A 21,816-nucleotide genomic window follows, 5' to 3' on the forward strand; every position below is an offset into this window, starting at 1 on the left:
TCGTTCGGAATCCATCATCGGAGTCAAGGCGTTACGCCGCCGCCGGAAAAGCCGTCCCCTGTGGACGGATGAAAGGCAAAGGACATCCTCCCGGATTTGTCCCCAGCCGCCCAACGAAGCCGACAGCACATCGAATTGTGGACAAACTGGCATCTGATACAGTCGCCTCCGACGAGCCCGGCTCGTTGTCCGACCTTATCCACATCCGCCCACAGACCCAGGTGATCCCTGTGAACAAACCCCAGAGCTTCTTTCACCTGCACCTGATTTCCGACGCGACCGGCGAAACGCTGCTCGCCGCCGGCCGCGCGGCTTCCGCGCAATACAAGGATGCGCGCGCCATCGAGCACATCTACCCGCTCATCCGCACCGAAAAACAGGTGGCCAAGGTGTTCGAGGACATCGAGGAGGAGCCGGGCATCATTCTCTATACGGTCGTCGACCAGAAGCTGGCGCGCGGCATAGACGAACGTTGCGCGGCCATGGGTCTGCCCTGTGTCTCGGTGCTGGAGCCGGTGCTTACCGTCTTCCAGTCCTATCTCGGCACGCCGGCGGGCCGCCGCGTCGGCGCCCAGCATGTTCTCGACGCCGAATATTTCCGCCGCATCGATGCGCTCAATTTCACCATGGAACATGATGACGGCCAGCTGCCGGCCAATATGGACGATGCCGACATCGTGCTGATCGGCATTTCGCGTACGTCGAAGACACCGACCAGCATCTATCTCGCCAATCGCGGCATCAAGACCGCCAACATCCCGATCGTGCTCGGCGTGCCGGTGCCCGAGAGCCTGGTCAACGCCAAGGCGCCGCTGGTCGTCGGGCTGATCGCCACCGCCGAGCGCATCTCGCATGTTCGGCAGAACCGCATCCTCGGCAACAGCAGTTCTTACGTGCCGACAGATTACGTCGACCGCGCCGCCATCAACGAGGAGCTCGCCTATGCCCGCCAGATCTGCACCAGGCATGGCTGGCCGATGATCGACGTCAGCCGCCGCTCGATCGAGGAAACGGCGGCGGCGATCGTTGCCCTGCGGGGGAAGAACAGATAGATGAGCGAAGAGTTGGTTTTGCGGAAGTCGGCTCTGCCCCTCACCTGCCTGCCGGCATCCTCTCCCCGTATAGGGACGGGGAGAGGGGCGCTGTCATTGATGGTTTCGCCAATCGTCAACGTGGCCGGAAAGAGCGCATGCGCTGAAACCGCTCCTTTCTCCCCGTCCCTATACGGGGAGAAATGTCCGGCAGGACAATGAGGGGCGGCGCCGGCTTCACTAAATAAGCCCCGTACTCCAACCGCGCCTGTGTCCGCGCCTGTGTTGAAAAATGACCGAAAAAATCATCCTTGCCTCAGGCAGTCCGTTCCGCAAGGCGATGCTTCTCAATGCCGGCGTCGACGTCGAAGCGGTTCCCGCCGATGTCGACGAGCGGGCGCTCGAGGCGCCCTTGCAGGACAGCGACGTTTCGCCGGAGGATGTCGCCCTCATCCTCGCCGAGGCCAAGGCCACCGAAGTCAGCGAGCGCAGGCCCGGCGCTCTGGTGCTCGGCTGCGACCAGACGCTGTCGCTCGGCGACGAGGTGTTCCACAAGCCGGCCGACATGGAAGGCGCGCGCCGCCATCTCCTGGCGTTGTCGGGCAAGACCCACCTGCTCAACAGCGCCGCCGTGCTGGTGCGTGACGGCAAGGTGCTGTGGCGGCATGTCGGCATCGCCTCGATGACCATGCGCAAGCTCGACCCCGCTTTCATCGGCCGCCATCTCGCCCGTGTCGGCGCCAAGGCGCTGGCCAGCGTCGGCGCCTATCAGGTCGAGGGTGAAGGCATCCAGCTCTTCGAAAAGATCGAGGGCGACCATTTCACCATTGTCGGCCTGCCGCTTTTGCCGCTGCTGGCGGAACTGCGCACGCTGGGAGCGATCGATGGCTGAAGCGACCAAGAAGGCCTTCGTCACCGGCCATCCGGTCAAGCATTCGCGCTCGCCGAAGATCCATGGTTACTGGCTGGCCGCCCATGGCATCGACGGCAGTTACGAGGCCATCGACGTCGCGCCGCAGGACTTCGCCGAATTCGTCGCGACCTTGCGGCTGGCCGGCTTTCGTGGCGGCAATGTCACCATTCCGCACAAGGAGGCCGCCTTCGCGCTGGCCGAGCGCCACGACCAGGCGGCGGAAGAGATCGGCGCCGTCAACACGTTGTGGTTCGAGGACGGCGTCTTGTGGGGCGGCAACACCGATGGTCACGGCTTTGCCGCCAATCTTGACGACTACGCACCGGGCTGGGCGAGCAACGGACCCGCGGTCGTGCTCGGCGCCGGCGGCGCGTCGCGCGCCATCATCCAGGCGCTGAAGCAACGCGGCATCGCCGACATCCGCATCGTCAACCGCACGCTTACCCGGGCGCAGGAACTACGGGATCGTTTCGACACCGGCATTTCGGCACACGGCATGGCTGCGACCAACGAGCTGCTTGCCGATGCCGGCCTGCTGGTCAACACCACGGCACTCGGCATGCACGGCAATGAAGGCCTCTCGGCGGATCCGGCCCTGTTGCCGGACCACGCCATCGTTACCGATATCGTCTATGTGCCGCTTGAAACGCCGCTGCTGGCTGCCGCCCGCGCCAGGGGGCTGAAGACGGTCGACGGCCTCGGCATGCTGCTCAACCAGGCCGTGCCCGGTTTCGAACGCTGGTTCGGGGTCAGGCCAAAGGTTACGGCTGAACTCCGCGCGATCATCGTCGCCGATCTGGTGCCGAAAGCATGATCGTGCTCGGTCTCACCGGCTCGATCGGCATGGGCAAGTCGACGACGGCCAGGATGTTCGCCGAGGCGGGCGTACCGGTTCACGACTCCGACGAGACCGTGCATCGCCTCTACGCCGGCAAGGCGGCGCCTTTGGTCGAGGCCGCTTTCCCCGGAACCACATCCGCCGGAGGCGTAGACCGCGCGAAACTGGCGGCCCGTGTGCTCGGCGACGCCGCCGCGCTGAAGCGGCTTGAAGCCATCATCCACCCGCTGGTTCGTGCCGACGCCGACACCTTCCTGGCCAAGCATCGTAACGCCGGCGAATCGATCGCCGTGCTCGACATTCCGCTGCTGTTCGAAACCGGTGGCCGCAACCGCGTCGACAAGGTCGTGGTCGTCACCGCGCCGGCCGAAATCCAGCGTCAGCGCGTGCTGGCGCGGCCGGGCATGACGGAGGAAAAACTGGCATCGATTCTGGCCAAGCAGGTGCCGGACGCGGAGAAACGCGACATGGCCGATTTCGTCATCGACACTGGCCAGGGGCTGGATGCCGCCCGCGCTGCCGTCGCCGCCATCATCGCCGAACTCTCCGGGGATAAGTCCGGCAAAGCCCCCTCCTGACGGCATGCTGGCGGCATTGCCCATTGCCATTTTGTTCCGGTCTCGCGATTCTGCTCCCTTGGAGCAACTGATTCGATGCGTGAGATCATCTTCGACACCGAAACCACCGGCCTTGATTCGCGCGATGACCGCGTGATCGAGCTTGGCGGCGTCGAGCTGGTCAATCGCTTCCCGACAGGCAAGACCTTTCACCACTACATCAACCCGCAGGGCCGCGCGATCCACGCCGAGGCGCAGGCGGTGCACGGCATCAGCGCGGCCGATCTTGCCGGCAAGCCGACCTTCGCCGAAATCGCCGAGGAGTGGCTGAAGTTCACGGAAGGCGCCAAGCTGATCGCTCACAACGCCACCTTCGATATCGGCTTCCTCAATGTCGAGTTCGCCCGGCTTGGTCATCCGCCGGTCGACAATGGGCTTGTCGTCGACACGCTGGCTCTGGCGCGCCGCAAGCACCCGATGGGCCCCAATTCGCTCGACGCGCTCTGCCGGCGCTACGGCATTGACAACACGAAGCGCACCAAGCACGGCGCCCTGCTCGATTCCGAACTGCTGGCCGAAGTCTATATCGAGCTGATCGGCGGCAAGCAGGCCGCCCTCATCCTCGACAGCGTGGCCGGCCCTTCCCAGGGCGGCGACAATGTCCGCCAGATCGAGATCGTCGTCGCCGAACGACCGGCACCGCTGCGGCCGCGCCTGACCGAAGCCGAGCGCGCCGCCCATGCCGCCATGGTCGCCACGCTCGGCGAAAAGGCACTGTGGCTGCAAGCCACTTCATCCGAAGCAAGTGCCGCGGCGGCGTCGTAAGCAATTCCTGGAGAAGTGACGGGCCTCCGTCCGGAATTGCGTCAAGAAACAAGGACGAACGTCAATACGGCCATTCGCCCCGGCCCAGCGCCGCGACCGCATCGATAATGCGCGCGAAAGCTTCGGCCGCGGCCGGCACCGTGGTGCGGGCGCGCAGGAAACTGTGCACTAAGCGCTTCTCCTCATGCCACCACGCCTTGCCGCCGGCGGCCAGGATACGGTCGCGATAGGTCTCGCCATCCGAGGACAGCGGATCGCACCCGGCCGTGATGACCACGGTGGGCGGCAGGCCGGAAAAGTCAGTGTCGCGCAAGGGCGAGAAGGTCGGATCGTCGGGCGATTGCCGCCTGACGGAGCGGACATCACGGTAGAAGGCGATATCGCCGACCGACAGCAGCGGTGCCTCCGCATGCTCGACATAGGAGCCGGAGCTTTCGTCGCCGCCGAGGCCGGGATAGATCAGCACCTGGCCGATCGCTGTGCGGGCATGCCGGCGCGTTGCCTGCGCCACAGCCGCCGCCAGATTGCCGCCGGCACTCTCGCCGCACAGCACGATCGGCAGGCTGCCCGTCCCGGCCGCCCATTCGAAGGCGGCCAGCGCATCGTTGAAGGCGGCGGGGTGGACATGCTCCGGCGCCAGCCGGTAGTCGACCGACAGCACGTCGAAGCCGGTGCCGGCGCAGATCTCGGCGCAGATGTCGTCATGGCTGTCGAGCCCGCCAAGGATGAAGCCGCCGCCATGATAGTAGACGACCAGGGCTCGCGCGGCCTGGCCCGAGAGTTGGTAGCGCCGGACGGGAATGCCATGATCGGCGGCGGCGATCAGGCCGTCACGGGTCTTGACCCCCAACGGGCGCCCCTGGCGGAAGGCCCGGCACATCCGGTTATAGACCGCGCGCTGCTTGTCGACAGGCAGGCCGACGATCTCTTGCGGGTACCAGGCGTTGACGCTGTCAATATACGCCCACAGGGCCGGGTCTAGCCGGGTCTCGTACTTGCCGCGGCTGGTCATGTCAGGCTGCACGGCCGGGCGCATCAGAGCTCGCCATAAAGCTCGGCCGCGTTGTCGAAGCTGAAGCGCAGCGGCACCGAGCCTTCGACCTGCCAGGCGGTGACCGTCTCGCCGGCCAGCAGCCGGCAGGCGCCGTCGGTGTCGACAACCGCGCCGCCATAGAGCCGGTTGGCAAGGTTGAGGATGCCGGTCTGGTGCATGGCCGCGCTGCCGCTGCCGCAGGCATCCTTGACCAGCAGCACGCGAAAACCCTTGGCCACCGCATCCTTGACGGTGGCATCGATGCAGGCCTCGGTCCACACGCCCGATATGACCAGCCATTCGATGCCCGAAGCCTTGAGCTGATCGGCCGCTGGCCCGGACCGGAAGGCGCTGGCCTCGGCCTTGATCAGCAACGCCTCGCCATTGGCCGGCGCCACCTCGTGGCAGATCTCGGTCAGCGGGTCGCTCTTGTCGGAAAAGGCCGATTTGCCGTTGGCATCGAGCGGATGAAACGGCCGCTCCTGCTTGTCGAGATCGACGATATAGGCCCAGTGATGGAGCGGCACATGGTTCTCGCGTGCCGCCGCCTGCAGTCGCCTGACGTTGGCGAGGATTTTTTCAAAGCCCTCGACCAGGTAGCGTGGATCCTGCCGGTGCTCTTCCTGCAGGTCGATGAAGACGGCGGCCACCGAACCGCGCTTGATGGAGATGGGACTTTTCATGCGGAGGGGCCTTGGCTCAACGTCGGCGTCGCCCTGTCCAGCGATCTGGCGCAAGCCGTTGCGATTGGCCGGCGCCTCCCCCATGTCGTCATCCCAGGGCGAAGCAGGAGCGCAGCTCCGTCGCGGAGACCCTGGGATCCATGCCGTGACGTTGATCGAATAATGCAGCGGAGCAGAATTCCGTAGCCGTTGCATCGCTTTGGCGTCACGGCATGGATCCTAGGGTCTGCGCCGCGTCGCTGCGCTCCTTGCTTCGCCCTAGGATGACGAAAGCGCGGGGCGTTCCATCTGGTTGCCAACGGAGACGGACCCAGCATCAAACCTGTTTCTCCAGGAACTCATCCTCATAGGGGAAGCGCGACAGAAGTTCGGTGCCGGTGTCGGTGATCAGGATTTCGTCCTCCAACTTGACGCCCTCGCGGCCGCCCTTCTCGCCGATATAGCTTTCCACGCTCACCACCATGCCTGGCACGATATGGCCGTCGCGGCCATAGGTCTCGTAGTCCATGGCATGGGCGATGAACGGCGTCTCGCCATGCATGCCGACGCCGTGCATCACCGAGGTGTAGCGCTGGTCGACGAAGCGGTCCGGGATCTTCCACGCCTTCTCGGCGATCTCGCGGAAGGCCATGCCCGGCTTGACGATCGAGATGTTGTGCTGAACCTGGTCATGCGCCATGCGGTAGAGCGACTTCTGGTAAGGGGTCGGCTTGCCCGGCCCGCAGCGGAAGGTGCGGGAGAAGTCGGAATAATAGCCGTAGCAGCCGATCGTGTCGGTATCGAGCGCCAGCAATTCGCCCGGCCGGATCTTGCGGCCGCTGGCCTCGTTGAACCAGGGATTGGTGCGCTGGCCCGACGTCAGCAGCCGCGTCTCGATGAACTCGCCGCCCTGGCGGATCACCTCGCCATACATGATGGCGAACAGGTCGTTTTCGGAAACGCCGGGCTTGATCGCCTCGCGCACCGCCGCCACCGCCGCCTCGGCGCCGGCCATGGACACCTGCAGGCATTTCACCTCCTCCGGGGTCTTCACCGCGCGCACCGCCAGGATCTCGCCCTGACAATCGCGGACCTCGCAGCCACGCTTTTCCAGCGCCAGCGCCTGCAGATGGCTGCAGCGGTCGAGGCCGAGCTTCATCGAGCCGCCGCCATGCTTCTTCAGGAGCTCGGCGATTTCGTCGGCGAAGGGGCCGGCGGTCTCGTCGTCGCGGCCCGAGACCGACGACCAGACGAGCTTGGAAGGACGCGCCTCGTCGATCGTGTCGAGCACCATGGAGACATGGTAGCTCTGCGGATACTCGAATAGCACGATCGGCCCTTCGGTCGGGATGAAGAAGTAGCGGGTCGAGTTGCGCAGGAAGTAGCCGAACATGTTGCGCGAGCCGGTGGCGTAGCGCTGGTTATAGGGGTCGAACAGCACGACGCCGCCATAGCCCGCCTCGCGCATCCAGCCGCGCAGCTTGGCCAGCCGGCCCTTGCGCAGCGCGTCGGCATCAATGAAGGACGGCTCGGTGTCGGACAGCCACATGCCGCCGGCCGGATCGGCCGCCACCGGATGGCGCATGCGGTCCTTGAAGTCCACGTCCTCGGTGCTGTCCGGTTCGAAAACGACGATGCTCATGTACCTGGCCTTGGGTGGGTTGCAGGCATCGACCATGGCGCAGGAGCGACAAAAGGATTGTGCGAAAAACCGCGCGTGTTGTGCGGAATGCCGCTGGCGAACGGCTCCGTCGAGATCCTTCACGCCCCCCTCTGGCCTGCCGGCCATCTCCCCCACAGGTGGGGAGATCGGCAGCTTCGGCAGCCGCGCTCATGTCCTCACGGTCGGAGTTGGTGGAGGCGGAGGTGACGGCCAATCTCCCCCTTGTGGGGCAGATGTCCGGCAGGACAGAGGGGGCGCTGTCCCGCCAGCATCCGGAGCGCCCTAATGCCTTCTCGCCAGCTTCGGCGGATGTCCATGCTCCTCGCGGAAAGCCCGGGCAAAGCTCGACATCGAGGCAAAGCCGCAGGCCAGCGCCACGTCGCGCACGGCGAGCGTCGAATGCGCCAGAAGATCGGCGGCGCGCTTCAGCCGCAGCCGCCGGTAGTAACCGTTGGGCGAGATGGCGAGTTCGGAACGGAAGGAGCGTTCGAGCTTGTCGGAAGAAACGCCGAGTTTTTGGGTCAGTTCGGCCATGCCGAGCCGCTCCTCCACGGCGTCTTCCATGATCGCGATGGCCGACAGCACCAGTTCGTTGCGAACGCCGGTGCGCAGCCGCAGCGGCATCAGCTTGCGGTCGACGCTGGAGCGCAGCTGGCTGTGCACGAACCATTCGGCGACGCCGGCGGCAAGCTCGGCGCCGTAATCCCGGGTGATGATCTCCAGCATCATGTCGAGGCTGCCGACACCGCCAGCCGAGGTGAAGCGCTTGCGGTCGATGACGTAGAGATCGCGCCTGAGCTCGATTGTAGGAAAGGCCTCGGCGAAGGCGGCCTGGCTGGTCCAGTGCAAGGTGCAGGCATGGCCGTCGAGCAGGCCGGCGCGCGCGAGGAAGAACGCCGCATCGGCAACGGCGCCGATATGGGCGCCGCCGCGCAGGCTGCGGCGGATCCAGCTTGCCGCATCCTCGGCGACGAGATGATCGGCGTCGCCGCCCGAGCAGACGACCACGCGGTCGACCTTCGGCGCATCCTCGGCATAAAAGCCCGGCTGGATGACGACGCCGTTCGAAGCCTCGACCGAACCCTTCGTGCCGCCGACGATGATCCAGCGGTAGCATTCCTTCTTCGCCAGAATGTTGGCCGCGCGCAGCGGCTCGATGACGGAGCTGAACGCCAACATCGGGAAGCCGGGAAACACCAGCACCGCGAAGGTGATGGTCTCGGTGGGTTTTGAAGCGTCGCGCGTGGCCATGGACGATACAATTCGGGCGAATGGCGTCCGGGGTCAACGGTACTTGGCTCATCACTGCTCGAGACGGCGTGGCCTTCAGGGTCGAGACGCTTTGTTGTCGCGGCATGGATCCTAGGGTCTGCGCGCGTCGCTGCGCTCCTGCTCCGCCCTAGGATGACGAAGTGAGGTTTGTTTCAGCCAATCTCCAAAGCCTTCAAAATGCAACCGCCAAACTTAAAACATCCGCGATTGGCTTGGCTGTTTTTGCATTCGTCATCCTAGGGCGAAGCAAGGAGCGCAGCGACGCGCGCAGACCCTAGGTGTTTAGTCCCGGCATTTGATGGACCGGGTCGAGTCTGAACCGTTCGGGCTCTTTTTTCCAGATTTTGCAGATGAACTCATAAGGCGTGAGGCCTTTGAGGGTCTTGAGCCTGCGTGCGAAATTGTAGGCTGAGATGAAGTCGGCGAGGTGTCGGCGCAGCTGATCGTGATCGTCATAGTGGAAGCACTTGACGGTCGCGTCCTTGATGGTTCGGTTCATCCGCTCGACCTGGCCGTTGGTCCAGGGATGGTTGATCTTGGTGAGCCGGTGCTCGATGCCATGGTCGGCGCAGACATCATCGAAGATATGCCGGGGGGCATGGCGGTCGCAGCTTCGGTTGGTGAACTGGATGCCGTTGTCGGTCAAAATGGTGTGGATGGCATAGGGCACGGCCGCGATCAGATCTCGCAGGAACTGGACCATCGTCATCTTGTCCGCCGTCGCGTGTAGCTGCGCATAGGCGAACTTGGACGTCCGGTCGACGGCAACGAAGAGACGCAGCTTGCCCTCGGCGGTCTGCACATCGGCGATATCGATATGGAAATAGCCGATCGGATAGGCCTGAAACTTTTTCTTGGCCGGCTTGTCACCATCCACCTGCGGCAATCGCGAAATACCATGGCGTTGAAGGCAACGATGCAAGGACGAGCGTGTCAGATGCGGGATCGTCGGCTGAGACAATCATCCAGTGGCAGCAGCGTGTGCTTGCGAAAGGCGACGATGGCCGCCTCTTCCTCCACAGACAACACCGTCGACTTCGGGTCCTTGGGGCCTGTCGGAAGATCGGCGGTCGAGGTTCGGTTCTTCCACTTTCGAACCGTCTTCTGATCGATCCCGTAGCGCCTGGCCAGCGCCCTCAGGCTCTCTTGACTATTTTGTATTGCTCGACGGATTGCCTCTGTCGTCGTGGCGCGGCCGTGCAGAACTTGTCCCATAACCCATCCTTCCAGTCGGAAGAAAATATCGCACCATTAAAGCTCGGGATCAAACACCCTAGGGTCTGCGCCGCGACGTCGGCCGAAGAATACCAGCCTCCCGGTGCTTGCACGCCACTCGCCGTTCAACCCCCCAGCGCCTGTTCCAGATCCGCGATCAGATCGTCCCCGTCCTCGATCCCCGCCGACAGCCGCACCAGCGAATCCGATATGCCGATCTCGTCGCGTTTCTCGGCCGGGATCGAGCCATGCGTCATCAGCGCCGGGTGCTCGATCAGGCTCTCCACGCCGCCGAGGCTTTCGGCGAGCGTGAACAGCTGCGTGCGTTCGAGGAAGCGCTTTGTGCCGGCGAGGTCCCGGTCGAGCACGGCGGTGATCATGCCGCCGAAGGCATGCATCTGCTGGACGGCGATGGCATGTTGAGGGTGGCTGCCGAGGCCGGGATAGATGACGCGGCGCACATCTTTTCGCGCTTCCAGCCATTGTGCGATCTTCAGGCCGTTCAACGAGTGGCGCTCCATCCTGAGTGCCAGCGTCTTCAAGCCACGCAGCGCCAGAAAGCTGTCGAACGGGCCCGAAATCGCGCCGATGGCGTTCTGAAGAAACTTCAGCCGGTCGGCGAGATCCTTGTTGTCGCCGACGACAGCCACGCCGCCGACCATGTCGGAGTGACCGTTGAGATATTTGGTCGTCGAATGGACCACGATGTCGATGCCGAGTTCCAGCGGCCGCTGGATATAGGGGCTGCAGAACGTGTTGTCGGCGACCGACAGGATGCCCTTGCGCCTGGCGAGCGCCGCGACGCCTTCAAGGTCGACGATGCGCAGCAGCGGGTTTGTCGGCGTTTCCACCCAGAGCAGTTTGGTTTCGGGGCGGATCGCGGCCTCCACCGCCGCAAGGTCGGTGAAGTCGACAAAGCTGACCTGCAAATTGGCCGAGCGCTTGCGCACCCGCTCCATCAGCCGGAAGGAGCCGCCATAGATGTCGTCGGTGGCGACGATATGGGCGCCGGAATCGAGCAGCTCCAGCACGGTCGAGATCGCCGCCAGGCCGGAGGCGAAGGCGAAGGCGGCCGAGCCGCTTTCGAGGTCGGCCATCGCGCGCTCGAAGGCGAAGCGCGTCGGGTTCTGGCTGCGGGCATACTCGAACCCCTTGTGCACGCCGGGCGACTGCTGGCCATAGGTGGAGGTGGCGTAGATCGGCACCATCACCGCACCGGTCAGCGGATCGTGGCTCTGGCCGCCATGGATGGTGCGGGTGGAGAAGGCCAGGCGGTTCTTGCCCAATGGTGGTCTTGTCGATGTCATTTCGCGCGGCGCCTCAGATGGTTGATCAGGTCGATGCGGGTTATCAGGCCGACGAACTCGTCGCCGTCGAAGATGATGGCGACCTCGTTGCGGTCGAACACCGGCAGCAGCGCATCCAGGGTCTGGCTCGCCTGCAGCGTGTGCAGATTGGAGGTCATGGCGGTGCGCACCGGGCCGTTGAAGCGCTCCCAGCGCCCGTCATAGGGGCCGTCGACATGAGCCAGTATATCGCTCTCGTCGACGATGCCGATCAGCTTGCCCTCATCCAGCACCGGCAGCTGCGACACATCGGAACGGCGCATGCGGCCATAGGCGTTGAGCAGGCTCTCGTCGGGACCGACATAGACGATGTCCCCGGTGCGGGGCGAGCGCATGACGAGGTCGCGCAGGTCGCCATGCTGTTCATGGTCGGCGAGACCTTGCTCGGCCAGCCAGATATCGTCGAACACTTTCGACAGATATTTGTTGCCGCTGTCGCAGACGAATGTGACCACACGCTTGGGCGATGTCTGTTCGCGGCAATAGCGCAGAGCCGCCGACAACAGCGTGCCGGACGACGAGCCGGCCAGAATGCCTTCCCGGGACAGGAGATCGCGCACCGCCAGCATGCTCTGCTTGTCGCTGACGGAATAAGCCTTTTTCACCAGCGACAGGTCGGCATTGGGCGGCACGAAATCCTCGCCGATGCCTTCGACGGTCCAGCTGCCGGCCTCTTCCATCTTGCCGGTCTTGATCAGCGGCGCCAGCACGGAACCGACGGGATCGGCGAGCACCATCTCGGTCTTCGGCGAGACCTCGGCGAAGTAGCGGCCGAGCCCGGTCAGCGTGCCGCCGGAGCCGACGCCGACCACCACCGCGTCGACATTGCCGTCGAGCTGCGAAAAGATTTCGGGGCCGGTCGTCGTCTCATGCGCCAGCGGGTTGGCCGGGTTGGCGAACTGGTTGGCGTAGAAGGCGCCGGGCAGCTCTCCCGCGATCTTCTCGGCCATGTCCTGATAATATTCGGGATGCCCCTTGCCGACATCGGAGCGCGTCATGCGCACTTCCGCGCCGAGCGCGCGCAGATGCTGGATCTTTTCGCGCGACATCTTGTCGGGCACCACCAGGATGATGCGGTATTCCTTGGGAATGCCGACCTGGGCGAGGCCAAGGCCGGTATTGCCGGCGGTCGCCTCGACGATCGTGCCGCCTGGCTTCAGCCTGCCCTCTTTCTCGGCCGCCGCGATCATCGACAGCGCGATGCGGTCCTTGATCGAGCCGCCGGGATTCTGGCTTTCGAGCTTGATGAACAGCCGGCACTTGCCGGTATCGAATCTGGTCAGCTCGACCACCGGCGTCTGGCCGATCAGGTCGAGAACCGATCTGTAGGGCGGCAGCAGGCGGGACGGTGCGCTTTCCGGGGAAACCCTGCCAGGCGCGGCGATCTCGTGCTCGCTCATATCGATGCTCCATGATCAAGCGGCCGCCCAAGAGCGGAGCGGCAGCGTAGCCTCTTTTCCAGCCGTTTGTCGCGGGAAAGAAGATAGATCATGCCAATCACCCGGCCAGACGGGGAATGATGTTCCAGCTTGGAAGATGTTGCAGAGGCGCGCTGTCGCGTTGCCGTGCCGTCCCTCCAGCTTCCGAAGGAAATCAGCTTACCCAGGCAAGCGCCTGCTCAGCCGCGCGCACTGCACGCGGATGGCGATCTTGAAGACAAGGAGTGAGCGGCTCAGCCGCGCGGGCGGTTCGCCCACACCAACCCGGCCAGGCCGACCAGCATCGCGGCGAGGCCGATATAGAGCCATTGCGACTGGCCGGTCATGAAGCTGCCGCCGACCACGCCGATGCCTTGCAGCGACCACAGCGCGCCGATGGCGAGCACAATCAAGGCCAGCAGATTTTTGGTCAGTCTCATTGACGGGTCTCGCTTTCCCAGTCGATCGATTGCGGCGCCGTGGCGCGGATGAATGAGCCAAAGGAAGTGGGCAAATCTTGCCGGTTTCTACTTGGAGACTAATCCCGGATCTTGTCAAACGGATCTCCGATGTCAGTTGGAAGATCATCGGAAATTGATATCGGGCCCCCGGAAAATCCCTGACAGACTGTTACCTGGTGACTCCAAACGTGTGCTCCCGCCATGGAACCGCCAGATCGCCGCCGTATTTCCCGCCTTATTCGGCACTTAACGGCTGGCGTCTGTCAAAAACGGAGCCATCCCCCAAATATGAAGACCAACAAACAAACCGCGCTTGTCGCGGTAACGCTCGCTGCTGGCCTGATGGTCGGCGCTTCCGCCACTTCGGCGACCGCGTCGGCCGGCCAGTGTGGCCGCGCCTCCTGGTACGCGCTGCATTCGCGGACGGCATCGGGCGAGCGCATGAATCCCTCTGCCCTGACCGCCGCCCACCGCACCTTGCCTTTCGGCACCAAGCTGCGGGTCACCAACAAGAACAACGGCCGTAGCGTCGTGGTCCGCATCAACGATCGTGGTCCGTTCATCAGGGGCCGCGTGCTCGATCTGTCGAAGGGCGCCGCCAGCCAGCTTGGCTTCATCGGCTCCGGCCAGACCGCGATCTGCATGGCGCGCGTTTGATGTTTCCTGTGTCCGGCATGAGGGGCCGGACACATTTCCTACACACTTCGCGACTCACATTGAGCCGGCTCCGCCGTTCCGGTCGGGTTTTCAACACCTTGGACGAAAGAACCATTGGTCACGCCAAGTGACGTATTGCATCGCAGCAATTAGTTGTTAACCTCGCCGCGAGACATTTGAGGCTCGGCGCTGCTCGTCGTCCCTTTCGGTCGAGGCAGCAGCGGGGTTTTTGATGTTTTACCAGCTCTATGAATTGAATCACGCGGCTCTGCAGCCGGCGCGGCTTTATGCCGATGCGGTGCGGATGTTCTACTCCAACCCGCTCAACCCGTTTTCGCACACGCCCTGGGGCCGTTCGGTCGCGGCGGGCGCCGAGCTGTTCGAACGCACCACCCGCCGCTACGGCAAGCCGGCCTTCGGCCTGGGCAAGACCGTCGTCGATTGGAAAAGCGTCGGGGTCACCGAAAGGACCATCTGGTCGAAGCCGTTCTGCAATCTCGTTCGTTTCGAGCGCGCCGTCCCCGCCGGCCGCCGGCCGGACCCGAAGCTTCTCATCGTGGCGCCGATGTCGGGCCACTATGCCACGCTGCTGCGCGGCACGGTGGAGGCGATGCTGCCTTATGCCGATGTCCACATCACGGACTGGGTCGACGCCCGCATGGTGCCGCTGGCCGACGGCAGCTTCGATCTCGATGATTATATCGACTATGTCATCGATATGCTCCACACGCTGGGCCCGGATACGCATGTGATGGCGGTGTGCCAGCCTTCCGTCCCGGTGTTGGCGGCCGTGGCGCTGATGGAGACGAAGGGCGACCCCTTCGTCCCTTCGACCATGACCCTTATGGGCGGGCCGATCGACACCCGCCGCAATCCGACGGCGGTCAATCTGCTGGCCGAGGAAAAAGGCATCGGCTGGTTCCGCGACAACGTGATCATGCGCGCGCCCTGGCCGGTGCCGGGCTTCGGCCGCGAGGTCTATCCCGGCTTCCTGCAGCTCTCCGGCTTCATGAGCATGAACCTCGACCGTCACATCATCGCCCACAAGGACTTCTTCATGCACCTTGTGAAGTATGATGGCGACAGTGCCGAGAAGCACCGCGACTTCTATGACGAATATCTGGCGGTGATGGACCTGACCGCGGAGTTCTACCTGCAGACCGTCGACACCGTCTTCGTGCGCCATGCCTTGCCCAAGGGCGAGATGATGCATCGCGGCACCAGGATCGATCCGTCCGCGATCCGCAACGTCGCCCTGTTCACGGTCGAGGGCGAGAACGACGACATATCGGGCCTTGGCCAGACCAAGGCCGCGCAGGATCTGTGCGTCAACATTCCGGCCGACAAGAAGGCCCACTATATGCAGCCGGCGGTCGGCCATTACGGCGTCTTCAACGGCTCGCGTTTCCGCTCCGAAATCGTGCCGCGCATCGTCGACTTCATCACCAGTTACGGCCGTCAGAACCGGGTTGCGGTGAAGCCGAAGCTGGTCCGCACGGCCAAGCGATAGGCAATTCCTGGAAAAGTCTGGCGGTATCGGCGCCCGATCCTGTTCTGTTGCATAATAGGCGCTGTTCCTGCCTGCGGGTAACCATGCTTGCAAATCGGACCGGTGTCTTGATTGACACGGACTGTAAATCGCCGTTAACTTTTCGTTAACAACAGGGCGAGCGGGGACGATGAATTCCTCAACGATGGCGCGAGGGCTGCGCGCGTGCGTGGCAGCCGGGCTGGCAATGGCGGGAGGCTGGGTGGCACCGGCTTTGGCGGCTGGAGCAATGGCGACCGGGGGCCTTACCTCGCAGCCGATCGGCCACTACGATTTCTGCAAGCTCTATCCCGGCGAGTGCTCGATCCGGCCGGCCGATCTGGCGCCGGCAATCCTGACCGACGGGTTGATGCGCAAGCTGGTCAACGTCACCACCAGGGTCAATGCCGCCGTCAAGCCGATGAGCGACATGGATGTCTACGGCAAGGACGAGGTCTGGGCCTATCCCGACAAGGGCGTCGGCGACTGCGAGGACTATGTGCTGGAAAAGCGGCGCCAGCTCGCCCGCATGGGCATGTCGCTTGCCGATCTGTTGATAACAGTCGTGCGCAAGCCCGACGGCGAAGGCCACGCCGTGCTGACGGTGCGCACCGACAAGGGCGACTACGTGCTCGACAATCTGAACGACAAGATCAAGCCCTGGGACCAGACCGGCTACCGCTTCCTCAAGCGGCAGGCGATCGACAACACCGGCCGCTGGGTCTCGATCCGCGGCGACCAGCAGGTTTTGGTGGGGTCGGTGGAGTAAGGGCCGATAGCGGGGGGAACCGCTTGAGGCGGCGCCACCCCAGCCCTTCGTCATCCTAGGGCGCAGCAGTCGCGAAGCGACGTCGCGGAGACCCTAGGATTGCCGTGACACCAACATTGAACACGGCGGCCTAGGAACAGGCGCGGATATATCACTACATTCTGCGCCGCTGCGGAGCTCGCAGGTCGCGGCATGGATCCTCGGGTCTGCGCGTCCGCTTCGCTCCCGCTCCGCCCGTGGATGACGAAATCGTGGAGGCTTCCGCCAATCTCTTGGGCCTCTGCCATAGCCGCACTGCCTTTGACTCACCGCTCCCTTTGGGGCCCTCCCGAAAATTTTCTCGTATCTCCGTGAACCAATTCGTCCCGCCCGGCGACACACAGCCGTGGACGACAGAAACAAACCATGGAGACTTCAAATGACTGCTTTTCTGCGAGACACCTTCCTCGCCGCCGTCGCGGTATCGGCCCTGACCGGATCCGCCCTGGCTGGTCAGACCGACACGAGCTGCGTCAAGACCACGCTCAATGACCTTTGGGCCGGCCGTTGTTGTGGCACTGCAGGCGCCTCGGACTGCCTGGGCGGCGGCAACGGCCGCGACCATCATGACAATGGCCGCCCGGGTACCAATGGCGGCAACCCCAACGGCAGCACGGCCGGCAAGTATTGATCTCGCCACAGCTGCCCGCTGGCTGCCGCCGCGGGCACTGTCTTGCAATGAGCGGGACGCCCGGCCGTCGCGAAATCCGGATAAAACCAGCTACTTCAGCAGGCCGAGTGCTGCGCGGATCGACGCGGTGATGCGGCGCAGTTGCGCTTCGTCGAGTTTCTCGATGTTCTCGGCCAGCAGATTGGCAAGCTCGGTGGCGGCGGGACTTAGACCCGACGTGTCGAGTTTTACGCGCGGGTGCGAGGCTTCGGCCAGCCGCGCCAGTTCCTCGGCGTCGTCCCAGATGATGTTGAAATAGCCGATGATCTTCTGGATCAGCGTCCAGGTCGGCGCGCCGCGCCTGCCATGCTCGAGCGCCGACAGATAGGCGGCGCTGACGCCGATCGCCGCCGCCATGTCCTTCTGGCTGACGCCGCGCTCCTTCCGCAGCGCCCGCAGCTTCTCGCCCAACGGCGTCACGAACCCGCCCTCACGGCCGCACCCGCCGCAGCCGCACATAAAGCGCGCCGGACCCGCCATGGTTGCGGGCGGCATGGTCGTGGCTGGAGACCAGCGGCCGGAAAGCGGGCGTCGACAGCCAGGCGGGCACGGCGCGCCGCAGGACGCCGTCACCGCCCGAGGAGGACCCCTTTCCGGTGATGACCAGCACATAGCGGACGCCTCCGGCATGCGCCCGGTGCAGGAACGAGAACAGCAGCGAATAGGCCTCGTCCTGGGTCATGCCGTGCAGGTCGACGCGGCCCTCGATCGGCAGCCGGCCTTTTGACAATTTGTCGAGCGTCGGCTCATCGAGCCGGTGCGTGACATGCTGGGCCTTCGGCTTTGCCGCCGCTGCATTGGCGGCGGGCTGGGCCGCTTGTGGCGTCGCCGGCCTGGCATCAGCCGTCATGTCGGGAATGTCGATCGCGGCCCGGCCCTTCAGTGGCTTGGCCGTGCGCGCCACCAGGCTCCAAAGCACCCGGTCGTCCTCGCTGAGCTTGTCGGCACGCTTTTCCATCATGTGCGCCCGATCAGCGCGCGCGGCACCAGCGCATAGAAATCGGCGGCATTGCGCACCACGCCGGCGATCTCGCCAGCGGCATCGCCCGAACCGGCGAACAGGTCGCCGCGCGCCGGCCCGGTGATGGCCGAGCCGGTGTCCTGCGCGATCATCAGCCGCCGGAAGGGTTTCGCCTCGAAGGCGGTGAGCGTCGGCGCGTCAATGTAGAAAGGCGTGCCGAACGTGTGCAGCAGCCGGTCGACCGCGACCGAGCGGCCCGGCGTCAGCGGCACCTTGGCGGCGGCGATCGGGCCGAGAGCGGCGTCCTCCACATCCGCCTCGCGGAAGAAGATGTAGGAGCGGTTCTGCCACAGGATCTCGTCGACGCGCTCCGGATGCGCCTTGAACCAGGCGCGGATCGACTGCATCGTCACGTCAGCCATCGGGATTTCACCTGTCTCGCTCAACACCTTGCCGGGCCCGGTGAAACGCTGGCCGGATTTGGCGGCGTAGGTGACGCGGCAAAGCCGTCCGTCGGTCATGGCAAGCCGTGCCGCCCCCTGCACGTGGATGAGGAAGGCATCGACCTTGTCGGCCAGCCAGGCGATCTCCAGCCCCTGGCCGGAAAGCGCGCCGCGCTCGATCGCGCCGCGGTCGGGATATTCGGCCAGTCCGCTCGCCGTCCGGCGCGCGAAAGCGAGATAGAGGTCCATTCCGGGCGGCCGGTTGGCATCGTCGACATCGGCGAGATCGGCCGGGCGCGAAAGCAGCGGCACGACGAAACGCGCCGTCCGCACCGGCGAGGCCTCGACTTGCGGTTCGTAGAAGCCGGTGACGAGCCCGGCGCCGGTCTTGGCCCCAACCAGCGTTGGGACAACCAGCATGGGGACGAAATGGTGTTCGAAGAAGGCGCGGGCTTCCAATCGGCTGGCGCAAGAGACACCGCGCGCTTCGGCATAGGCCTCGGCGAAGGCGCCGAAATCGACACCGAGCGCGCCGCTGCGATAGGGTTTTACCGGCGCATGAAAGGCGGACCGGCGAAAAGCCTCGAAGGCCGGCAGATGGTCGTCGTCGGCCCAGCCGGGAAGATCGTCAAAGGACTTTGCCGCGAAGAAAGGCGATAGCGACACCGGAGCCCGCCGCCTGTCTAAAGGACGTTGGGCTCGAAGAGCGTCATGCGACGCGCTTCAAGCCCAGGTTCTGATGCATGCCGTCGCCCCAAAACCGCTTCGCACTTTTGGGCGACATGCATCGGGGCTCAGTCTTCTTCTTCGGTGGCGACGAGCTTCCAGTTCGGATCGCGCGAGCGCGTGTCGCGGGCAAAGGTCCAGACATCCTTGACCTCGGCCACGGTTTCGGGATCGCCGTCGATGACGGTGCCTGCCTTGTCGCGCGTCGCCGAGATCAGCTCGCTGATGATGCGCAGCGTCACATGCGCCTCGCCGCCCTTCATCTCGGCCGAGACGATGTCGGCCTTGTCGATGCCGACGAAGGAAGACTGGATCTTCTCGGACTTGGCCTCGCGTTCGCTGATCGCGGCGACGAAGCCGTCATAGACCTCGCGCGACAGGAGATTCTTCAGCGTCTTTCGGTCGCCGTCGGCATAGGCCATGACGATCATCTCATAGGCCATCTTGGCGCCGTCGACGAAACCCTTCGGGTCGAAGGACGGGTCATTATCCTTGATCGCGCGTAGGCCCTTGTTGAGATCGGTGTCGGGCTTGGCGAAGGCATCGATGGCCGTGTAGGCGTCGGCCGGCGCCGGCTCGCCGGGCAGCCGCTTGCGCGGCAGCGAAACGACATTTTCGGGCTTCTGCGTGGCGTCCTTGTCGGTGCGCGCCGCCGTGTAGGGATCGAAGGGCGGCCGCTCGCTACCGGTCCGACGGCCCAGCACATTGCGCAGCTGGAAGAAGATCACCACCGCCGCGATCAGGAAGAAAATCGTGCCGAAGTCGAAGAAACCCATATCTTCCGCCAATCAATCCCTGTCTCTTGGCCGGACCGCCCGGCCCGGAGCCCACGGTCGCATAGCGTTCAATATCCAAAGCATATAGAACGCAAGGCGCAATCATTCAAATTAAAGGCAGGCATACCTATCTAACAGCCCCAGGGCCAGCGGCGATTGGTCGCCAACGGCCAAAACAATCGATACGGCCAAACGACAGAAAAGGTTGGCAAGACTTGCGCATCTCCTTGCTACCCCTCTTCCTCCTCGCGCTTCCGCTACTGGAAATCGCCGGTTTCGTCATCGTCGGCCGCGAGGTCGGCGCCCTGGCGACGGTCGGCCTGGTGGTCGCGTCCAGCCTTGCCGGCGTTTTGCTGCTGAGGCACCAGGGCTTTGACGTCATGGCCCGCATCCGCGCCGAGATGGATGCCGGCCGCGACCCCAGCCGCCAGCTTGCCCATGGCGCCATGATCGTGGTCGCCGCGATCCTTTTGATCATCCCCGGCTTCATATCAGACATTATCGGCCTGCTGCTGTTCCTGCCCCCGGTGCGTGACCTCGCCTGGAGCAGGTTCAAGGGCCGCATCGTCGTCGCCACCAACTTTTCGCCAGGCGGCTTCCGCGGCCGGCCGCGCGACAGGGTCATCGACCTCGACGACGGCGACTATTCGCGCGAGGACGATCTGAAGCGCGGCCCCGATCACAACTCGCCCTGGCGGCGGCTGAAGGACGACTAGCTGGGCCTGTCCTACGCTTCGTCATCCTGGGGCCGAGCAAGGAGCGAAGCGACTTGCGCAGACCCCAGGATCCATGCCGCGATCTCTGAACGCCGCTATGGTGGAAGATATCCACCCTGCCGCGCCGTTGTGAGGATCGAGCCGCCGTATTCCTTGGCCACGGTCACGGCATGGATCCCAGGGTCTCCGCGACGCCGCTGCGCGGCTGCTTCGCCCTGGGATGACGAGGTGAGAAGCAAGGCCGCAAACCTTGTCTTGTCATGCCGGCCATGGTAGCGAACGCCCGATTTCAATTCGGTCAGCAACGCTGCCCAGGCAAAAGGATATCAGGCTCATGGCCAGCAATGATGACGCGCCCGCCGGCGCCGCCAACGGAAACGGCAACGCGACGCAGCCGTCGCTCAACGTCCTGGCCCAGTATGTCAAGGACCTGTCCTTCGAAAGCCCCGGCGCGCCGAATTCCCTGCGCGGCCGCGACAAGGCTCCCGGCATCGCCATCAATGTCAACGTCAACGCCAATCCGCTCTCCGACAAGCAGTTCGACGTCAACCTGACGCTGAACGCCAAGGCCTCCTTCGACCAGGAAGTGCTGTTCAACGTCGAGCTGGTCTATGGCGGCGTCTTCGCCATTTCGGGCTTCCCGCAGGAGCACATGCTGCCGATCCTGTTCATCGAATGCCCGCGCCTGCTGTTCCCCTTCGCCCGCCAGATCATCGCCGAGGCGACGCGCAATGGCGGCTTCCCGCCGCTGATGCTCGACCCGATCGATTTCGCCCAGATGTTCCAGCAAAAGATCGCCGAAGACCAGGCCGCCGCCTCCAAGACCCAGGTGAGCTGACGCCCGGCTGACGGCATGTCCCGAAAAACCCGGCCTCGCGCCGGGTTTTTTGTTGGTGCTGCAGCCGCCCCGTTCGTCATCCTGGGGCGAAGCAAGGAGCGAAGCGACGCGCGTAGACCCCGGGATCCATGCCGCGACCCCTGAGCGTCGCCACGGTCCAGAATTCTGCTCCCTTGCGCTTTAAGGCGGATATCGCGGCATGGATCCTCGGGTCTGCGCGTCCGCTTCGCTCCCGCTCCGCCCGAGGATGACGAAGTCGCGCCCGTACCCGCCCCGCGACCCTTGCGGACCAGCGCACAAGTCCTGCGGATTCCAGAACATTCCGCCGCGTCACCCCGCCCTATCATTCCCTCTCAGGCAATGACGCCCCGACGGTCGCGGCCACCCTGCATTGGCGATCGGCCGGGGCCAATTTCCGTGCATGCCGTTGTCCCAGAACCGCCTCGCATTGTGGGCGGC

Annotated in this window: 22 protein-coding genes and 1 pseudogene; 11 read left to right on the plus strand and 12 right to left on the minus strand. The window is 64.4% G+C overall.

Going from position 1 to position 21,816, the window contains the following annotated elements; genetic code table 11:
- Positions 1-230: 230 nt before the first annotated feature.
- The 5 genes from FJW03_RS24095 to dnaQ all read left to right on the plus strand — a co-directional run bounded on the left by FJW03_RS24095 (position 231) and on the right by dnaQ (position 4,164).
- Positions 231-1,052 (plus strand): pyruvate, water dikinase regulatory protein, encoded by an 822-nt coding sequence (locus FJW03_RS24095; protein ID WP_140612845.1) that lies wholly within the window; start codon positions 231-233, stop codon positions 1,050-1,052.
- 271 nt (positions 1,053-1,323) lie between these two features.
- Positions 1,324-1,923 carry a Maf-like protein gene (locus FJW03_RS24100; RefSeq protein WP_140766770.1) on the plus strand — a complete coding sequence of 200 codons (600 nt, stop codon included), beginning with the start codon at positions 1,324-1,326 and terminating at the stop codon, positions 1,921-1,923.
- Positions 1,916-2,758 carry a shikimate dehydrogenase gene (locus tag FJW03_RS24105; RefSeq protein WP_140612843.1) on the plus strand — a complete coding sequence of 281 codons (843 nt, stop codon included), beginning with the start codon at positions 1,916-1,918 and terminating at the stop codon, positions 2,756-2,758. The genes FJW03_RS24100 and FJW03_RS24105 overlap by 8 nt, the downstream gene beginning before the upstream one ends.
- Positions 2,755-3,360, plus strand: coding sequence for a dephospho-CoA kinase (gene coaE, locus FJW03_RS24110; RefSeq protein WP_140766769.1), 606 nt, complete (start codon positions 2,755-2,757; stop codon positions 3,358-3,360). The genes FJW03_RS24105 and coaE overlap by 4 nt, the downstream gene beginning before the upstream one ends.
- 75 nt (positions 3,361-3,435) lie before the next feature.
- The gene (gene dnaQ, locus FJW03_RS24115) at positions 3,436-4,164 is read left to right on the plus strand and encodes a DNA polymerase III subunit epsilon (protein ID WP_140766768.1); all 729 of its coding nucleotides are present in this window, start codon (positions 3,436-3,438) and stop codon (positions 4,162-4,164) included.
- A gap of 61 nt (positions 4,165-4,225) precedes the next feature.
- Here dnaQ and FJW03_RS24120 read toward each other — a convergent pair whose 3' ends face one another.
- The 8 genes and pseudogenes from FJW03_RS24120 to FJW03_RS24155 all read right to left on the minus strand — a co-directional run bounded on the left by FJW03_RS24120 (position 4,226) and on the right by FJW03_RS24155 (position 13,213).
- Complete coding sequence (locus FJW03_RS24120; RefSeq protein ID WP_413466442.1) at positions 4,226-5,200, minus strand: alpha/beta hydrolase; 975 nt, start codon at positions 5,198-5,200, stop codon at positions 4,226-4,228.
- Positions 5,200-5,880, minus strand: coding sequence for an isochorismatase family protein (locus FJW03_RS24125; RefSeq protein WP_140766767.1), 681 nt, complete (start codon positions 5,878-5,880; stop codon positions 5,200-5,202). Before FJW03_RS24125 ends, FJW03_RS24120 begins: the two co-directional genes overlap by 1 nt.
- A gap of 316 nt (positions 5,881-6,196) precedes the next feature.
- Complete coding sequence (locus tag FJW03_RS24130; RefSeq protein ID WP_140766766.1) at positions 6,197-7,501, minus strand: M24 family metallopeptidase; 1,305 nt, start codon at positions 7,499-7,501, stop codon at positions 6,197-6,199.
- A 303-nt stretch (positions 7,502-7,804) separates the two neighbouring features.
- A complete protein-coding gene (locus FJW03_RS24135; RefSeq protein WP_140766765.1) occupies positions 7,805-8,773 on the minus strand; it encodes a GlxA family transcriptional regulator in 969 nt (322 codons plus the stop codon).
- 295 nt (positions 8,774-9,068) lie between these two features.
- Positions 9,069-10,009, minus strand: a pseudogene (locus FJW03_RS24140) (IS481 family transposase).
- Positions 10,010-10,134: 125 nt separating this feature from the next.
- On the minus strand, positions 10,135-11,316 hold the full coding sequence (locus FJW03_RS24145; RefSeq protein ID WP_140613426.1) for a trans-sulfuration enzyme family protein: 1,182 nt from the start codon (positions 11,314-11,316) through the stop codon (positions 10,135-10,137).
- Positions 11,313-12,755, minus strand: coding sequence for a pyridoxal-phosphate dependent enzyme (locus tag FJW03_RS24150; protein WP_140767354.1), 1,443 nt, complete (start codon positions 12,753-12,755; stop codon positions 11,313-11,315). Before FJW03_RS24150 ends, FJW03_RS24145 begins: the two co-directional genes overlap by 4 nt.
- 272 nt (positions 12,756-13,027) lie before the next feature.
- Positions 13,028-13,213: a hypothetical protein gene (locus tag FJW03_RS24155; RefSeq protein ID WP_181168944.1), complete on the minus strand. Its 186-nt coding sequence runs from the start codon at positions 13,211-13,213 to the stop codon at positions 13,028-13,030.
- A 309-nt stretch (positions 13,214-13,522) separates the two neighbouring features.
- Here FJW03_RS24155 and FJW03_RS24160 point away from each other — a divergent pair, with 309 nt between their 5' ends.
- The 4 genes from FJW03_RS24160 (at position 13,523) to FJW03_RS24175 (ending at position 16,858) form a co-directional block, all read left to right on the plus strand.
- Positions 13,523-13,891, plus strand: a complete 369-nt coding sequence (locus tag FJW03_RS24160) for a septal ring lytic transglycosylase RlpA family protein (protein WP_140613428.1) — start codon at positions 13,523-13,525, stop codon at positions 13,889-13,891.
- A 232-nt stretch (positions 13,892-14,123) separates the two neighbouring features.
- Positions 14,124-15,401 (plus strand): polyhydroxyalkanoate depolymerase, encoded by a 1,278-nt coding sequence (locus FJW03_RS24165; protein ID WP_140767353.1) that lies wholly within the window; start codon positions 14,124-14,126, stop codon positions 15,399-15,401.
- Positions 15,402-15,570: 169 nt separating this feature from the next.
- The gene (locus tag FJW03_RS24170) at positions 15,571-16,188 is read left to right on the plus strand and encodes a transglutaminase-like cysteine peptidase (protein ID WP_140767352.1); all 618 of its coding nucleotides are present in this window, start codon (positions 15,571-15,573) and stop codon (positions 16,186-16,188) included.
- 418 nt (positions 16,189-16,606) lie between these two features.
- Complete coding sequence (locus FJW03_RS24175; RefSeq protein WP_140767351.1) at positions 16,607-16,858, plus strand: hypothetical protein; 252 nt, start codon at positions 16,607-16,609, stop codon at positions 16,856-16,858.
- 90 nt (positions 16,859-16,948) lie between these two features.
- Here the strand turns inward: FJW03_RS24175 and FJW03_RS24180 are convergent, their stop codons facing one another.
- The 4 genes from FJW03_RS24180 to FJW03_RS24195 all read right to left on the minus strand — a co-directional run bounded on the left by FJW03_RS24180 (position 16,949) and on the right by FJW03_RS24195 (position 19,803).
- A complete protein-coding gene (locus tag FJW03_RS24180; RefSeq protein WP_140767350.1) occupies positions 16,949-17,317 on the minus strand; it encodes a helix-turn-helix domain-containing protein in 369 nt (122 codons plus the stop codon).
- Between the two features lie 10 nt (positions 17,318-17,327).
- Positions 17,328-17,855: a Smr/MutS family protein gene (locus FJW03_RS24185; RefSeq protein WP_140767355.1), complete on the minus strand. Its 528-nt coding sequence runs from the start codon at positions 17,853-17,855 to the stop codon at positions 17,328-17,330.
- Positions 17,855-18,967, minus strand: a complete 1,113-nt coding sequence (locus FJW03_RS24190) for a murein transglycosylase A (RefSeq protein ID WP_140767349.1) — start codon at positions 18,965-18,967, stop codon at positions 17,855-17,857. Before FJW03_RS24190 ends, FJW03_RS24185 begins: the two co-directional genes overlap by 1 nt.
- Positions 18,968-19,095: 128 nt before the next feature.
- Complete coding sequence (locus tag FJW03_RS24195; RefSeq protein WP_140613435.1) at positions 19,096-19,803, minus strand: Tim44/TimA family putative adaptor protein; 708 nt, start codon at positions 19,801-19,803, stop codon at positions 19,096-19,098.
- A gap of 215 nt (positions 19,804-20,018) precedes the next feature.
- Here FJW03_RS24195 and FJW03_RS24200 point away from each other — a divergent pair, with 215 nt between their 5' ends.
- Complete coding sequence (locus FJW03_RS24200) at positions 20,019-20,519, plus strand: FxsA family protein (RefSeq protein ID WP_140767348.1); 501 nt, start codon at positions 20,019-20,021, stop codon at positions 20,517-20,519.
- A gap of 334 nt (positions 20,520-20,853) precedes the next feature.
- Positions 20,854-21,357, plus strand: a complete 504-nt coding sequence (gene secB, locus FJW03_RS24205) for a protein-export chaperone SecB (RefSeq protein WP_140613437.1) — start codon at positions 20,854-20,856, stop codon at positions 21,355-21,357.
- Positions 21,358-21,816: the final 459 nt, after the last annotated feature.

This window comes from Mesorhizobium sp. B4-1-4 (assembly GCF_006439395.2).
Lineage (GTDB): Bacteria > Pseudomonadota > Alphaproteobacteria > Rhizobiales > Rhizobiaceae > Mesorhizobium.

What these genes read in the sequence shown, in the direction of transcription:
- FJW03_RS24105 (WP_140612843.1), top strand. Translation starts at nt 1,916, where the DNA reads ATGGCTGAAGCGACCAAGAAGGCCTTCGTCACCGGCCATCCGGTCAAG.
- secB (WP_140613437.1), top strand. Translation starts at nt 20,854, where the DNA reads ATGGCCAGCAATGATGACGCGCCCGCCGGCGCCGCCAACGGAAACGGC.
- FJW03_RS24145 (WP_140613426.1), bottom strand. Translation starts at nt 11,316, where the DNA reads ATGACATCGACAAGACCACCATTGGGCAAGAACCGCCTGGCCTTCTCC.
- FJW03_RS24175 (WP_140767351.1), top strand. Translation starts at nt 16,607, where the DNA reads ATGACTGCTTTTCTGCGAGACACCTTCCTCGCCGCCGTCGCGGTATCG.
- dnaQ (WP_140766768.1), top strand. Translation starts at nt 3,436, where the DNA reads ATGCGTGAGATCATCTTCGACACCGAAACCACCGGCCTTGATTCGCGC.
- coaE (WP_140766769.1), top strand. Translation starts at nt 2,755, where the DNA reads ATGATCGTGCTCGGTCTCACCGGCTCGATCGGCATGGGCAAGTCGACG.
- FJW03_RS24165 (WP_140767353.1), top strand. Translation starts at nt 14,124, where the DNA reads ATGTTTTACCAGCTCTATGAATTGAATCACGCGGCTCTGCAGCCGGCG.
- FJW03_RS24120 (WP_413466442.1), bottom strand. Translation starts at nt 5,200, where the DNA reads ATGCGCCCGGCCGTGCAGCCTGACATGACCAGCCGCGGCAAGTACGAG.
- FJW03_RS24170 (WP_140767352.1), top strand. Translation starts at nt 15,571, where the DNA reads ATGAATTCCTCAACGATGGCGCGAGGGCTGCGCGCGTGCGTGGCAGCC.
- FJW03_RS24195 (WP_140613435.1), bottom strand. Translation starts at nt 19,803, where the DNA reads ATGGGTTTCTTCGACTTCGGCACGATTTTCTTCCTGATCGCGGCGGTG.
- FJW03_RS24155 (WP_181168944.1), bottom strand. Translation starts at nt 13,213, where the DNA reads ATGAGACTGACCAAAAATCTGCTGGCCTTGATTGTGCTCGCCATCGGC.
- FJW03_RS24125 (WP_140766767.1), bottom strand. Translation starts at nt 5,880, where the DNA reads ATGAAAAGTCCCATCTCCATCAAGCGCGGTTCGGTGGCCGCCGTCTTC.
- FJW03_RS24135 (WP_140766765.1), bottom strand. Translation starts at nt 8,773, where the DNA reads ATGGCCACGCGCGACGCTTCAAAACCCACCGAGACCATCACCTTCGCG.
- FJW03_RS24100 (WP_140766770.1), top strand. Translation starts at nt 1,324, where the DNA reads ATGACCGAAAAAATCATCCTTGCCTCAGGCAGTCCGTTCCGCAAGGCG.
- FJW03_RS24185 (WP_140767355.1), bottom strand. Translation starts at nt 17,855, where the DNA reads ATGGAAAAGCGTGCCGACAAGCTCAGCGAGGACGACCGGGTGCTTTGG.
- FJW03_RS24160 (WP_140613428.1), top strand. Translation starts at nt 13,523, where the DNA reads ATGAAGACCAACAAACAAACCGCGCTTGTCGCGGTAACGCTCGCTGCT.
- FJW03_RS24130 (WP_140766766.1), bottom strand. Translation starts at nt 7,501, where the DNA reads ATGAGCATCGTCGTTTTCGAACCGGACAGCACCGAGGACGTGGACTTC.
- FJW03_RS24150 (WP_140767354.1), bottom strand. Translation starts at nt 12,755, where the DNA reads ATGAGCGAGCACGAGATCGCCGCGCCTGGCAGGGTTTCCCCGGAAAGC.